General features: G+C 59.4%; 17 protein-coding genes. All 17 read right to left on the reverse strand.

The window, feature by feature from the left end; all coding sequences use genetic code 11:
* The coding region (locus SxD43FB_RS21595) for a transposase (protein WP_141249585.1) at nucleotides 1-205 on the reverse strand (205 nt) is incomplete at its 3' end.
* Between the two features lie 429 nt (nucleotides 206-634).
* Nucleotides 635-1,435: a 3-(cis-5,6-dihydroxycyclohexa-1,3-dien-1-yl)propanoate dehydrogenase gene (gene hcaB / locus SxD43FB_RS21600; RefSeq protein WP_043152437.1), complete on the reverse strand. Its 801-nt coding sequence runs from the start codon at nucleotides 1,433-1,435 to the stop codon at nucleotides 635-637.
* Between the two features lie 39 nt (nucleotides 1,436-1,474).
* Entirely contained in the window at nucleotides 1,475-2,974 is a 1,500-nt protein-coding gene (locus SxD43FB_RS21605; protein WP_096063918.1) for an aldehyde dehydrogenase family protein, read from the reverse strand.
* Between the two features lie 18 nt (nucleotides 2,975-2,992).
* A complete protein-coding gene (locus tag SxD43FB_RS21610; protein WP_141249587.1) occupies nucleotides 2,993-3,274 on the reverse strand; it encodes a 2Fe-2S iron-sulfur cluster-binding protein in 282 nt (93 codons plus the stop codon).
* Between the two features lies 1 nt (nucleotide 3,275).
* Nucleotides 3,276-3,488: a 2-hydroxymuconate tautomerase gene (locus SxD43FB_RS21615; protein WP_096063919.1), complete on the reverse strand. Its 213-nt coding sequence runs from the start codon at nucleotides 3,486-3,488 to the stop codon at nucleotides 3,276-3,278.
* A complete protein-coding gene (locus SxD43FB_RS21620) occupies nucleotides 3,489-4,259 on the reverse strand; it encodes a fumarylacetoacetate hydrolase family protein (RefSeq protein WP_043152431.1) in 771 nt (256 codons plus the stop codon).
* A gap of 9 nt (nucleotides 4,260-4,268) precedes the next feature.
* Nucleotides 4,269-5,300 (reverse strand): 4-hydroxy-2-oxovalerate aldolase, encoded by a 1,032-nt coding sequence (gene dmpG / locus SxD43FB_RS21625; protein WP_096063920.1) that lies wholly within the window; start codon nucleotides 5,298-5,300, stop codon nucleotides 4,269-4,271.
* Entirely contained in the window at nucleotides 5,297-6,235 is a 939-nt protein-coding gene (locus tag SxD43FB_RS21630; RefSeq protein WP_043152460.1) for an acetaldehyde dehydrogenase (acetylating), read from the reverse strand. Before SxD43FB_RS21630 ends, dmpG begins: the two co-directional genes overlap by 4 nt.
* 28 nt (nucleotides 6,236-6,263) lie before the next feature.
* Complete coding sequence (locus tag SxD43FB_RS21635) at nucleotides 6,264-7,070, reverse strand: fumarylacetoacetate hydrolase family protein (RefSeq protein ID WP_096063921.1); 807 nt, start codon at nucleotides 7,068-7,070, stop codon at nucleotides 6,264-6,266.
* A 4-nt stretch (nucleotides 7,071-7,074) separates the two neighbouring features.
* Nucleotides 7,075-8,559: a 2-hydroxymuconic semialdehyde dehydrogenase gene (locus SxD43FB_RS21640; RefSeq protein ID WP_096063922.1), complete on the reverse strand. Its 1,485-nt coding sequence runs from the start codon at nucleotides 8,557-8,559 to the stop codon at nucleotides 7,075-7,077.
* A 39-nt stretch (nucleotides 8,560-8,598) separates the two neighbouring features.
* On the reverse strand, nucleotides 8,599-8,991 hold the full coding sequence (locus SxD43FB_RS21645; protein WP_235209796.1) for a heme-binding protein: 393 nt from the start codon (nucleotides 8,989-8,991) through the stop codon (nucleotides 8,599-8,601).
* A gap of 41 nt (nucleotides 8,992-9,032) precedes the next feature.
* A complete protein-coding gene (locus SxD43FB_RS21650) occupies nucleotides 9,033-9,956 on the reverse strand; it encodes a catechol 2,3-dioxygenase (RefSeq protein ID WP_043152429.1) in 924 nt (307 codons plus the stop codon).
* Between the two features lie 20 nt (nucleotides 9,957-9,976).
* Complete coding sequence (locus tag SxD43FB_RS21655) at nucleotides 9,977-10,828, reverse strand: alpha/beta hydrolase (RefSeq protein ID WP_043152428.1); 852 nt, start codon at nucleotides 10,826-10,828, stop codon at nucleotides 9,977-9,979.
* A gap of 178 nt (nucleotides 10,829-11,006) precedes the next feature.
* Nucleotides 11,007-11,612 (reverse strand): glutathione transferase GstA, encoded by a 606-nt coding sequence (gene gstA, locus SxD43FB_RS21660; RefSeq protein WP_043152427.1) that lies wholly within the window; start codon nucleotides 11,610-11,612, stop codon nucleotides 11,007-11,009.
* A gap of 43 nt (nucleotides 11,613-11,655) precedes the next feature.
* On the reverse strand, nucleotides 11,656-12,135 hold the full coding sequence (locus SxD43FB_RS21665; RefSeq protein ID WP_043152426.1) for an aromatic-ring-hydroxylating dioxygenase subunit beta: 480 nt from the start codon (nucleotides 12,133-12,135) through the stop codon (nucleotides 11,656-11,658).
* Nucleotides 12,132-13,412, reverse strand: a complete 1,281-nt coding sequence (locus SxD43FB_RS21670) for an aromatic ring-hydroxylating dioxygenase subunit alpha (RefSeq protein WP_096063923.1) — start codon at nucleotides 13,410-13,412, stop codon at nucleotides 12,132-12,134. The genes SxD43FB_RS21665 and SxD43FB_RS21670 overlap by 4 nt, the downstream gene beginning before the upstream one ends.
* Nucleotides 13,409-13,546, reverse strand: coding sequence for a 4-hydroxythreonine-4-phosphate dehydrogenase PdxA (locus SxD43FB_RS21675; protein ID WP_255245852.1), 138 nt, complete (start codon nucleotides 13,544-13,546; stop codon nucleotides 13,409-13,411). Before SxD43FB_RS21675 ends, SxD43FB_RS21670 begins: the two co-directional genes overlap by 4 nt.
* Between the last annotated feature and the right edge of the window lie 9 nt (nucleotides 13,547-13,555).

Consider the following 13,555-nt stretch of genomic DNA (forward strand, 5'->3'; position numbering starts at 1 on the left):
AGGCGACCTCCGCCGGCGCCGCAGCGGCCTGCACTTCAGCCTTGCGGCGCCAAGTGTAAATCAGCGCCGTCGATACATCATGCTGGCGAGCTACACGCGCCACGCAGGCGCCAGGAGAAAAGGCCTCGGACAGAATCTTCGCCCGCTCGTCCTCATGCCAGCGCCGCCGACGCTCAGGCCCGCCGAAAACCGTGATCTGACCCACAAAACCGCTCCTACGATCGCTCTCAAGAGCGAACTTAAGAGCGGTCCATCACGCCCGGGGGAAGGCGACTCTCAACGGAGGCGTACGAGCATGGCGACGCGGAGAGAATTGGTTGAAGCGGTTGGCGAGCGGTATCGCGCGGCTGACCGAACGAGCAAGGGCAATGGTTAAATCGCCACGCGTTCGCCTGGCGATGCTCATTGGCGCGATCTTACTGCTCATTGGTCGCCTTGACGTCCGGCGAGATCCTCGTCGCCCCCAGATATTAACACCGACATTGTCGTTTCCGGCCCGCCTGCTCACATCATTCGAACAGCGGAAAGCAACAGTCAATCGCGCAGTCCGTTCCGGATCCGTTCTACGAGTTTGCCGCTTTTCAACCTATGACGTCAATGGGCCTTTTAATGACCCTGGCTAAGTGCAGAGTACTCAACCATCAGGACGATTGCCAATTCCGCTACCGCCATCACTGAGCAACACAGTGCCAGTCATGTACGAAGAGTCCCGGCGCGAAGCCAAAAGCGCGTAAAGACCAGCATGGTCGGCTGGTTCGGCTATCCGCCCGAGCGGGGTCATGCTGGAAATCATTTCGTCAAGCCCGGGCATCTGTTCCATCTTCATTTCTGCAAAGCCACCCGTCTGAGTGCCGCTGAGTGGGGTCCGGGTCCCTCCCGGTGCAACGCCGTTAACCCGGATTTCGGGTGCCAGTTCCCAAGCCAGTTGCTTGATCAGCCCGAGCACCGCGTGCTTAGAGGCGACGTATAGCGTGCCGCCGCCTCCGGTATAATAACTCGAGGTCGAAGCCGTGAAAATGATGCTTCCCTTAACCTTCCTGAGTTCGGGGATGGCGGCGCGGGCACCAAGGAAATAACCCTTCAGGTTGACGTCGAAGATTTCGTCGAAGACCTTGCCGAGTTGCTCGGGATCCTGCTGTTCGAGCGGGACCATAAAATCCCAGATCCCAACGTTCCCGACAAATACATCGAGCTTGCCGAAAGCCGCCACGGTTTCCGCCACGGCGCGGGCATTGTCGGCATAGGAACGCACGTCTCCCGCCACGGCCACCACGCTGTCCCCATGCCGCGAACGCACGAGTTCTACCTGCTCATCGTCCTTGACCAGGACGCCAACCTTGGCACCCTCCTCAATATAACGCGCGACCACCGCCGCCCCGATCCCGGTGGCGCCACCGGTAAGTAGCGCCACCTGTCCATCAAGCCTGTTAGACAATTTTCTCTCCTCCGCCTCCGGTTATCGATCAGTCTGGGATTACTGATCGAACATCCCGGTGCGACCTTCTTGCAAATTCACCACGACCGACTTGGTCTGGGTGTAGTGGTTGAGCACTTCATGGCTGAACTCACGACCGAACCCGCTCTGCTTGTAGCCGCCGAGTGGCATGTTGGCCTTCAGATTGTAGTAGCGGTTGATCCACACCGTGCCGGTTTCGAGCTTGCGTGCCATGCGGTGCGCGCGCGCAATGTCGCGGGTCCAGATACCACCGGCGAGGCCGTAATTGGTATCGTTCGCCACCTTCATCATGTCGTCTTCGTCCTTCCAGCTAATCACGCTGGTAACGGGGCCGAAGATCTCTTCACGCGCAATACGCATCGAGTTGTTGACGTTGGTAAAGACCGTCGGCCTGATGAAGTTTCCATCGGCAAGCTTGTCGTTGCGGCTGCCGCCGGTCAGAACGTTGGCGCCTTCTTCCGTCGCCAGTTCGAGGTAGCTTACGACCTTGTCCATCTGCATCTGCGACGCCTGCGCGCCGAGCTGTGTGGCGAAGTCGAGCGGGTCGCCCTGGCGAATGCCTTCGAGTGCGACCTTGAACTTGGCGAGGAACTCATCTTGGATCGACTCGTGCAGGAACAGTCGCGATCCGGCCAGGCAAACCTCGCCCTTGTTGAGCACGGTCGACATCGTGGCGCTTTCGACCGCGGCATCGATATCGGCATCGGCGCAGACGATGTGCGCGGACTTGCCGCCCAGTTCCAGCGTCTGCGGGATGATATTGGTGGATGCATACTGCATGATCCGACGGGCTGTCCCCACCGAACCGGTGAAGGCGACCTTGCGGACGTCCTCATGAGTCACAAGCGCCTCTCCGACGTCGGCACCATAGCCGGTGACCACGTTGATCACGCCGGGGGGCAGAAGATCGGCCATTTCCACGAAGAATTCGATCACCGAAAGGCAGACCGTCTCGGCGGGGTTAAGCACAACCGTGTTACCCGAAGCGAGCGCGGGCGCGATCTTGCAGGCCATCATCAGCATCGGAACGTTCCACGGGATAATCTGCGCGCAGACCCCCAACGGCTCGCGATGAACGATGCCGACGGCATCGGGATAATCCATGGTCTGGCCATGGAGGCCGTACGCAGCGCCCGCGAACAATTCGAACTGGCCGATTGCCTGGGGCATGTCGAAATGCATCGATTCGCGGATCGGTTTGCCGTTGTTCAACGTTTCGAGCGTCGCGTAATGCTGATGCCGTGCCTTGAGTCGGCGCGCGACCTCGATCAAAATTTCCTGGCGTTCGGCGGCCGAACTATCCGCCCACTTCGGGAAAGCAGCCTTCGCGGCGGCCACTGCGCGCTGGATATCCTTGGCATTGCCAGCCTGGATTTTGGTCAGCACCGCCCCGGTGGCAGGGTTAATCAGGTCGATCGTCTTTCCGCTATCACTGGAAATCCACTCGCCGCCGATAAAGTGACCGTATTCACTCTTAATTCCGTACTCGTTAGTACCACTTTTCAACTGTGTAGCCATTGCATCTCTCCTTAGAATTCATCCAACTTCGATCAAAAGGTCGCTCACCGGAAACACTCTGCAGGCTAGGGCAAAGCCCGCCGCACGCTCGGTCTCCGAAATCTTCGCCACGCTCATCTTACCGGTCGTGTAATCTCCGCCGACCACCCTGACCCTGCAAATTCCGCACCCGCCGCCACGGCAACCAACGCCGATATCGCTCGATCCGCATCGCTCCATGGCAAGCAAGATCCGCTCGTCCTCACCGCAGCTGAACTCTCCGCCGCCGACGATCCGGATCCGGTGCAGCCCGGTTGTCACGCTATACCTTCTCAGCTGCCTTTGCAGCCGCTTTCGCCGCAAAGGACTGTCCGCCGACCGCGAAGTGGCCGCTCGGCATCTCGCGCAAGAGAATGCGAACTGATTCACGCGGCGCCCCAATCGAAGTGATGGCAGCATCGGTCAGGGCTTGGATCAGCCGTTCTTTGTCGTCCGTCGATCTACCCTCGAGCATGTTGACCTCGATGATTGGCATTCACGCCTCCACCTGAAACATTACGGCACCAAGCCCCTGGATACTCGTGCGGACGGTTTGACCGGGCGCGAGATTGGGAGCGGCGGTGATGCCACCTGCCATCACGATGTCGCCTGCTGAGATTTCTTCTCCGCCTTCAGCGACAAGTCGCGCTGCGGCGACCAACGACCGCAAGGGATGGCCGAGAATAGCTGCAGTCGAACCGACCTCGATCACATGGCCGTCGATTTCGAGAATAACCCCGAGGTTCGAGAAATCCTTGGCCGGATCGTTCCATTGTCCGATCACAAGGCCAGAGGACGAGGTGTTGTCGGCAATAACATCGGACAAAGCGAACTTGAAGTTCTCGTACCGGCTATCAATGATTTCCATTGCCGGAGCAATCGCTTCGACCGCCGCCAGCGCCTCCATCGCTGTGACCTTTCCGGAAAGCGGTGCCTTCATAAGGAAGGCCACTTCCGGTTCAACCCGTGGGTGAACGAAACGTGCGCGAGACATCGACGCGCCTTCCTCGATCAGCATCGCGTCGGTCAGGCGGCCCCATGCCACCTCGTCGACCCCGACCTGCAGCATCTTGGCCCGGCTCGTCAGACCCATCTTGACTCCGATTCGGCGTTCACCGCGGCTGAGGCGACGATCGACCGACAGCTTCTGCACCAGATAGGCATCTGCCACACTCAGATCGGGTTCGGTATCCGTGAGTTGGGGCGTTGCGCGCGCATGAAGCGCCGCGCTGTCCAGAATTTCCGCGTAACGTTCAATCTTGTTCATTGCCATCGCCTATGCTGCCCGCACAGAAACGAGATCGAGCGCAACATCGACAATCATGTCTTCCTGCCCGCCAACCATACGCCGCTTACCCAGCTCGATCAGAATTTCGCGGGTGTCGAGGCCGTATTGTTCGGCCGCCTTTTCCGCGTGACGAAGGAAGCTTGAATAGACACCGGCATAACCCAGGCTCAGCGTCTCGCGGTCGACCCGCACCGGGCGATCCTGAAGCGGACGGACCAGATCTTCTGCTGCGTCCATCAGCGCCATCACGTCGCATCCATGGTTCCAGCCCTTTCGGTCGGCCGCAGCAACGAACACTTCGAGCGGAGCATTGCCCGCTCCCGCGCCCATCCCGGCGAGGCTGGCGTCAATCCGCACGGCCCCTTCCTGAGCAGCAACGATCGAATTCGCGACACCGAGCGACAAGTTGTGGTGGGCATGCATGCCGCGCTGGGTTTCCGGCTTGAGCACGCGGTCGTAGGCCCGCAGCCGTTCGCGCACACCGTCCATGTCAAGCGCGCCGCCGCTGTCGGTCACATAAACGCAGTGCGCGCCGTAGCTTTCCATCAGCAAGGCCTGCTGGGCCAGCGCCTCGGCGTCGATCATGTGGCTCATCATCAAAAAGCCCGATACATCCATGCCCAGATCGCGGGCGATACCGATATGCTGCTTGGCAACGTCTGCCTCGGTGCAATGGGTCGCGACCCGCACCGAGCGAACACCCAATGCGTAAGCGCGGCGAAGCTCTTCGACAGTGCCGATGCCAGGCACCAGCAGCGTGGTCAGCACCGCCCGTTTGATCACGTCGGCTGCCGCCTCGATCCATTCCCAGTCGGTGTGAGAGCCAAAGCCATAATTGAATGACGTGCCGTTGAGACCATCGCCGTGCGACACTTCGATGGCGTCGACACCGGCATCGTCCAGGGCCTTGGCGATCGTGCGGACGCTGTCAGTGCCATACATGTGAAGGATGGCATGCATCCCGTCACGCAGGGTGACATCTTGGATGTAAAGCTTGCCGGTTTCAGGGTTGAAAGTCATGCTGCCACCCTTTCTAGGTTCTGCAGTGCAATCCGCTCGCCGGCCGCCTTGGCCGCAGCGGTCATAATGTCGAGGTTGCCGGAATATTTTGGCAGGTAATCGCCCGCCCCCTCTACCTCGAGGAAAACGCTGGTCTTGAGACCGACGAACTCGCCGTAGCCGGGAATTTTCAGCGGATGGTTGGAACCAAACCGTTCAAACTGCACCTCCTGCTTGAGGCGATAGCCGGGGACGTAGGACTGGACGGTCTGCACCATGTCCTGCACCGACTGGCGGATAAGATCCTCATCAACCTGATCGGTCAGCGTGAAGATCGTATCGCGCATGATCATCGGCGGTTCAGCCGGATTGAGGATGATAATCGCGCGTCCGCGGCGCGCTCCGCCGACGACCTCGATCGCCTTAGCGGTGGTCCGGGTGAACTCGTCGATATTGGCGCGGGTGCCCGGCCCTGCCGAACGCGATGATACCGATGCGACAATTTCTGCGTAATGGACAGGACTCACGCGTGATACCGCTGCGACGATCGGGATGGTCGCCTGGCCACCGCAGGTGACCATGTTCACGTTGCGGACGCTGCTATCGAGCACATTTCCTACCGGGGGCACGAAAAACGGCCCCAAAGCAGCAGGCGTCAGGTCAACGACCAGCTTGCCGTCCTGCTGCAGCACGGCATCATGCTCCTTGTGGGCGTAAGCCGAGGTTGCATCGAAGACGATTCCGATCTCCGGATAAACCGGCAGCTTGCGCAGCCCGTCCATCCCCTCATGGGTGGTCGTCACACCGCGCTCGCGGGCCATCGCCAGCCCCTCCGATGCTGGGTCGATGCCGACCACCGCAGCGAGTTCGAGCACATCCGAACCCTTGAGCATCTTGATCATCAGATCAGTACCAATATTGCCTGAGCCGATGATCGCACATTTCATCTTGGCCATACGCTTGCCTTTCATCCAATCTTCAGTTTCAGTCCGCGGCGAATTCTGCGCGAACTGTTCCAACTCCATTGATTCTCGCCTCGACGACATCGCCGCGGTTTACCCCGGCCATCGGACCGAGCGCACCAGACAGGATCACGTCGCCTTCAAGCATCGGCCGACCGACCCGCGCCATGACCCGTGCCAGCCACAATGCTGCGGTGATCGGGCTGCCCAGGCAGGCGATACCAGCGCCGACCGAAATGGGTTCGCCCTTGATCTCCATCACCATGCCGCATTCACGCAGATCGAGCCCATCGAGCTTGCGCGGAACCGCGCCCAGCACGAACAGCCCGCTCGAGGCGTTATCGGCCACGGTGTCCCAGATGCGGATGTCCCAATTGGCCACCCGGCTGTCGACGATCTCGATGGCCGGCACGACATATTCAACCGCGCGGATCATTTCTGCGGTCGTCAGATCGGGATGCGGCAGGTCGCGACCGATGACAATCGCGATCTCGGCTTCGACCTTGGGCTGGATCACCTGATTGAGCGAGATCGGTATGCCTTCGGGCACGTCCATATCGGCAAACAGCATGCCGTAATCGGGCTGGTCGACGCCAAGCTGCCGCTGGACCGCAAGCGAAGTGAGGCCGATCTTGCGGCCTACCAGTCTTCGTCCGCTGTCGACATAGTGCCGGGTATTGACCTCCTGCACGGCATAGGCAGCATCAACCCCGCCCGCCGAAATGAGATCGCGAACCGGCGCCACGGGTGTTCCGCTTGTCGCAGCTCCACGCAGCATTTCGGCGGCTTGTTGAATGACCCGAGGGTCTATCGTGGTTTCCATGGTCATAATCTCAGAGCTTCACGCAAATGTTTGCGGTTTCGGTGTAGAATTCGAGGCTGTGGACACCACCCTCCCGGCCGATCCCGGAATGGCCAGACCCGCCAAACGCCGTGCGCAGATCGCGCAGGAACCAGCAATTGACCCAGCACACACCGACCTGCATCGCCGCTGCCACCCGGTGCGCGCGCGAAACGTTTTCGGTCCACACGGTCGCGCACAATCCGTAGTCGGTGTCGTTGGCCAGCGCGATAACCTCGTCTTCGGAGTCGAACGGGATTACCCCGCAGCACGGACCGAAGATTTCCTCCCGGATCACCGTGGCATCGTGCGCAAGTCCGGTCCACAGCGTCGGCTCCACGTAGAAGCCGCCCGCCTGATCGCCTTCGACTTTCGGAACGCCGCCGCCGGTGACAACCGTCGCCCCTTCTTCGACCGCTTTCGCGTAATAGCCTAGCACCTTATCGCGGTGCTCTGCGCTGCTCAACGGCCCAAGGTAGGCCGGATCGCCCATGGAACCGGGCTTGAATGCCTGCGCCGCCAGCGTCATCCGCCGGACGAACTCATCGAACAGAGGCCGCTCGACATAGACCCTCTCTGTGCCGAGACAGACCTGCCCGGTGTTGAGGAAGACCGAGCGTGACAGGCCCTCAATCGCCTTGTCGAGATCAGCGTCGGCGAAGACGATCGCCGCATTCTTTCCGCCGAGCTCGAAAGAAACGTCGCGGACCCCGACTGCAGCCTTTTGCATGATCGCCTGCCCGGTTCCGGTCTCGCCGGTAAAAGTGATCGCATCGACATCCTTGTTGGAGGTCAGAAACTCGCCTGCCGAGCCGCCGCCGAAACCATGGACGACGTTGTAGACGCCTTGGGGCATCCCCACCGCGTTCATGACTTCGCCTAGTAGCGCTGCTGTTCGGGGGGTTTCCTCCGAAGGCTTGACCACCACTGTGTTTCCGCAGGCTAGCGCCGGTCCGACCTTCCAGGTCATCAGCAGCAACGGGAAGTTCCACGGGCAGATCACCGCGATCACGCCCTTGGCCTTGCGCACGGCATAATTGATCGCCTGCCCACCATCGGGCGTCGGCGTGGTGAAGGATTCACCTGGCATCGTCGCGATAACGTCCGCGAACATGCGGAAATTCGCCGCGCCGCGAGGAATGTCGATGTGCGAAGCCACGTGACGGGGCTTGCCCGTATCGGCCACTTCGGCATCGAGAAAATCATCCGCACGGCGCTCGATTTCGGCGGCCACCGCGACGATCAACTTAACCCTCTCGGCAGTCGTCATCTTGCCCCAAGGACCATCAAGAGCCGCTTTAGCGGCCGCCACTGCATCGGCGACATCGGCTTCGCTTGCCTCATAAACCGTGCCGATTGTTTGTCCCGTTGCCGGATTGACGTTGTCAAAGGTCTTTCCTTGGCTGCCCTTGCGATAGGAACCCCCAATGAAATTGAGTATGTGGTCGGCTACAGGTCGAGGCGAATTGGTAGTCATTTGATTTCTATCGTCCCAATGTATTATTGCACTGGCCGCTCACTGCTGCTCTGCGCCGATTGCGGAGAGGCCAGCGTTGGCGCAGGCAATGTCGAGTTCTTCAGATCCACCAGAGACGCCGATTGCACCGACGAATTCGCCATCGATAACGATGGGAAGTCCCCCGCCAAACATCACGATCCCCGGCTGAACGGTTATCCCGTCGCTCAGCGCCGGATTGCCTGAAACCATCTTGTACACGTCAGGCGTCGCAACCCGAAAGCTGGCGGCGGTATAGGCCTTGTCCTGGGCAATTTGTGACGAGGGAAAGGGTGTACCGCTCGCGCGCAGCAGAGCCGCCAGTTCGCCTCCTCCACCGATGATGGCGGCAACGACCGGGTAACCGGCTTCCTCGCCCTTGGCGACGGCGGCCGAAACCGCTTGTGCGGCCAAGCCGTGTCCGATTGTCCGGATTGTCACCAAACCGTCCATGATCAGGTGTTTACCGTCATGAAGCGTTCGTTCAGCGCCTTCTCGTAATAGAAGATCGCCTTACCCGCGTTTTCTGCCTGCCACATACGGCGCGGGTTGTCGGGGTAATAGATATAGCCGCCGCTGAACGTCTCGTTGCGGTTGCCCGACGGATCGAAGAAATAGATCGTCTGGCCGCGAGTGATCCCGTGGCGCGTCGGGCCGATGTCGAGCGAAATATCGTAGCGACTGATAATGTCAGCCGCGTGCCCAACATCGTTCCAGGATTCGAGGTTGAACGAAGTGTGGTGGATCCGGCCATCTTCCGGATAACCCAGAAAAGCGACATCATGGGCCTTGTTGCTGCATGAAAGGAAGATACCGAGACGTGCCCCGGTACTTTCGTCGACCAGTTCCTCGGTTACTGAGAAGTCGAGAACTTCCACGAAGATCTTGGCGCTCGCCGAGATGTCCACGCCGTTGAGCGCGCAGTGATCAAAGCGGGTTGCCCGCATGCCACGCGGTTCGGCTATCCAGACATCAGGATTGCGGACCGCCGGCCCGGTTTCGGACAGCTCCATTTCTGCGTATAGGTCAAACACATGCGCGGTCGGCGCGTTGAAGCGGATTTTGCGTCCGACACCCGGATCTTCGCCAGCGGGAATGACATCGACGTTCACTCCCGCATCGAGCAGGCGTTCGGCAAAATGATCAAGATCGGAGTCTTTCGCGACCTTGAACGCCATGCGGTCAAGCCCAGCGGTATCGGCTTCGCGCAGGATAATGCTGTGGCGGTCGAATTCGTCGAACGCCTGGAAAAAGGCACGCCCATCCTCGACGCTGACGAGATTGAGACCAATCCGGTCACGATAATGAACAATAGCCTCATCGAGATCGAGGACCCGCAGTTGCACATATCCAGGGCGGATTACACCGGTCAAAGCCATTTCAGTTCTCCTTGCATGCGTCAGCCCTTGAGGCCGTTGCTGAAAAATTCAGACACAACTCGGTTAAAGCTGACCATGCGCTCAATCTGGACCCAGTGCCCGCATTCGCCGAACACGTTCAAGTCAGCACGAGGCAGCAGCGTTGCCAAGCGCACGCTCGACTCCAGTGGAATAACCTCATCGAACCGGCCATGCAGCACCAGCATTTCGTGTTGCAGCGCCGCAATGTCTTCTTCGCGGCTTGCCAGCATCGCGATATTGGCTTGACGGTCCGCGCCGCCAAAGGTCGCATGATACGGTTCCTGTGCACCAGGACGCATACTTGCTTCGTATCGCGACTTGATCAGATCGTCGGTCAGCCTGCTGTGATCCCAGGCAAGATATTCGAGCGACGAGCGCATGGCCTCGACCGAGGGAACATAGCCCCAGACCTCATCGAGCGCTGGCGTGATCGGGAACTCAAGACCGGCCGGTCCCATAAGGACCGCCCGCTCGACTCGATCAGGATGCGCGATCGTGAAAGCCAGCGCAATGCCGCCACCGAACGAATTGCCCACCATTGACACCTTGTCGATGCCAAGCCCGTCAAGCAGGGCGGCAATCTGGTCGACCCAGATCTGCTTGTCTTCGATACGGCCCTTGGAATCGGAATAACCAAATCCGTACATGTCCGGCGCAATCACCCGGAACTGTTTTGCAAGAGCTGGCATATTGAGCCGCCAGTTAGCCCATGCCGTGACACCTGGTCCCGATCCATGGATAAGCACGACTGGCGGCCCTTCGCCCACATCATGGTAGTTGGTCACACTGCCATCGACTACCAGCGACTTGCCAATCTCGGGGCGTGGATCTTCTTTCGTTGCGGTGACCATATCTCTCCCGATCGCGCCTTTACCGCCTTCAAGCCTAAGCGCCTCCCGTCATCTTGACGGAAAACATTATAGGCGGGCGCTAGAATCATTTTCAGCTTTATTGCACAAAACAGAACGCGTTGGCAATTAGCGAATGCATTATACTCGCCGTATACCTGCGAGCGGTGCGCGAGCTACCTCATGCTAGGCCTTCGGCCTTTAGCGCTGCACCCACAGCGGGACGCTGCGCGATCTTGCCGGCATAAGTGCCGAGCGCGGGATATGCAGACATATCGATGCCCACATGTCCGGGCCATCCAAGCATCACGAATAGGTAGATATCGGCGACGCTGAACGAATCTCCGACGTAGTGATCGCGTCCGTCCAGCTCCTTGTCGAGCGCTGCCAGGTGATTCTTGACCAACACCGCGGCCGCCGCCTTGACCTCATCGGACGTTCCGGGAGTGAACAGGGGCACAAAGGCCTTGTGGAATTCCGAGCCGAGAAAGCTGAGGCGGCTCAACAGCTGATAGCGCTCAATGCTGCCCTCGGCTGGCGCCAAGCCGACTCCGGGATTTTGATCGGCGATATAGAGCAGAATTGCTGGGTTCTCGGTCAGGCTCTGACCGTTGTCCAGGGTCAGCGCAGGTACCTTCCCGGATGGATTAACGGCCAGAAAATCGTCGCCTGCTTCGGTTTTGCGGGTTGAGAGATCGACCTTGACCGCCTCGAAATCCGCGCCGGCTTCGCGCAGGGCAATATGCGGTGCAAGCGAACAGGCGCCCGGACTGATGAACAACTGCATTGTGTTTCTCCTCTTGTCTTTTGTCGGTAAAAAATTACGGCCGTCAGATCGGGGTCGCCAGCAGGGTCGCGATCCGATGGGTGTCGTAGACGCACGTCCGGCTAATCAACCTTGCCGCGCCATCCTTGACCAGCAACCTGTCGATATACTTCCCGGCATTATAGATGCGCGTTTCACCGTCATTGCGGGTTTGCAGCACAGCATAGCTGGCCTCCGCCGTCACCGTGTTCCCGTCGCTCCCGGTCACCACCGCCCGAGAGATTAGATGACGACTGAATTGTTCGGGGAACACGTTGGCATGGCGCAGGGCCACCACGCGATCAACCAGCATCCCCTTGCTATCACAATACATCACTGCGGCAGGCAGGCCATTGTCGACATTCTCGCGAGCGATCACCTGGTAGAGGCAATCTTCAACAAAGAACTCGGGCCAATCTTCAAGGCGCCCGTCATCGAGGCATAGGCCGTAAGCGGCGTTCAGGGAATCGATCAGACCTTGCAGAACGGGATCGGCGATTGTCATGCTGGCACCCCCACTGTCGAGGCCGACAAGGCATCACCCATCAATTCCAGATACCCTTTCCAGAATCCACGCACGGCGTTCTCATCCATGCCCATCGGCGCGTAATATTCGCGCACATCGTCGCCACCCATTTCGATGAAATTAAACTTGCCTTCCGCCCCGATGGTACCCTGCTGGCAAAGCTCGACCGCTTCGCCGTCCTCCATCGATATCAGCCCGGAGGGCCCAACAAGATTCAGGTTGCGCAGGCGGTGCCGCGTTGTTTCCTCATCATCGTCGGCATAGCCAAAGTAAGTCCAGACCAGCTCTGTCTTGTCAGGGCCAAGCGTCACGATCTGACGGGTCGCCAGCGTGTTCTGGATTTGCTGCAACACCACGTTGGGGAACAGCGACTGGATGTGCAGCCCCACATCGTCGTCAATTTCGGGCCGGAATTGCAACAGTCTTTCGTCCTGCAATTTCGTAGCTCCTTGCATCTCCCGATTGGCTTCGTCGCCGAACGACGTGTAATCGATGTCGCCCTTGGGCTTGGACACGGTAAAGACGTTATGGAAGCCCTGCTCGGTAAGTTCCCCCGCGCTGTCCTGGCTTTGGCGGTAAATGCCGAAGGTCGGGTAGAAAAGATGTAGCAAGGCTCCGTGATAGCTATCACGGCTGTTTTCGGAATAGAGCTTCCAGTTGCCAGACATATACTGACGCGCGTAGCCCAAAACCTTGATCGGGCGATGAAAAACCCGGTCGATATATTTGCGCATCACGGGGCCTAGAAAATCTTCGAGCGGCTCTATCTCGGACGAAAACGTGCCGAAAACCATGCCCTTGTAGCTCTCAACCCGCAGCTTCTCGAGCGAGTGATTGGCCGGATCGAAATCCTTGTCATAGCCGCCGACGCCCTTCATGCCGCGCCGGAACGGCACGCCAACCAGCGTTCCTTCGGAATCGTAAGCCCACTGGTGATAGACGCAGACGAAAGCGCCATCGGCCTGGTTACCGCGCAGCGAGCGGCACACGGTTGCCCCCTTGTGTGCGCAGCGGTTGACCCAGGCGAAAATCTTGCCGTCCTGACCGCGCACCAGGACCACTGGTGTTTCACCGACATGGCTCGTCCGAAAATCGCCTGCATTGGCAATTTCGGCTTCTAGTCCAAGGTAACACCAGGTGCGCCCTTTGAAGACGTTGCTCTGTTCCGCAGCGAAGATTTCGGGGTCGTGATAGACCTTATAGTCGATCGCCGTGGGGATTGATCGCTGGGCCTCAACCCGTGCTTGAGTGTTCATTTCGCTTCTCCTTCACGTTCAAATCCCTGCCCAGATGCGAGCCGCCCACAGGTGCGCATCGCGCTGAGCATCATCGCCGCGTCCGCCTTGCCTGAACCGACAATGTCGTAGGCGGTGCCATGGGCGACCGACATGTGGAGATA

The organism is Sphingobium sp. D43FB, from assembly GCF_002312805.1.
Classification (GTDB): domain Bacteria; phylum Pseudomonadota; class Alphaproteobacteria; order Sphingomonadales; family Sphingomonadaceae; genus Sphingobium.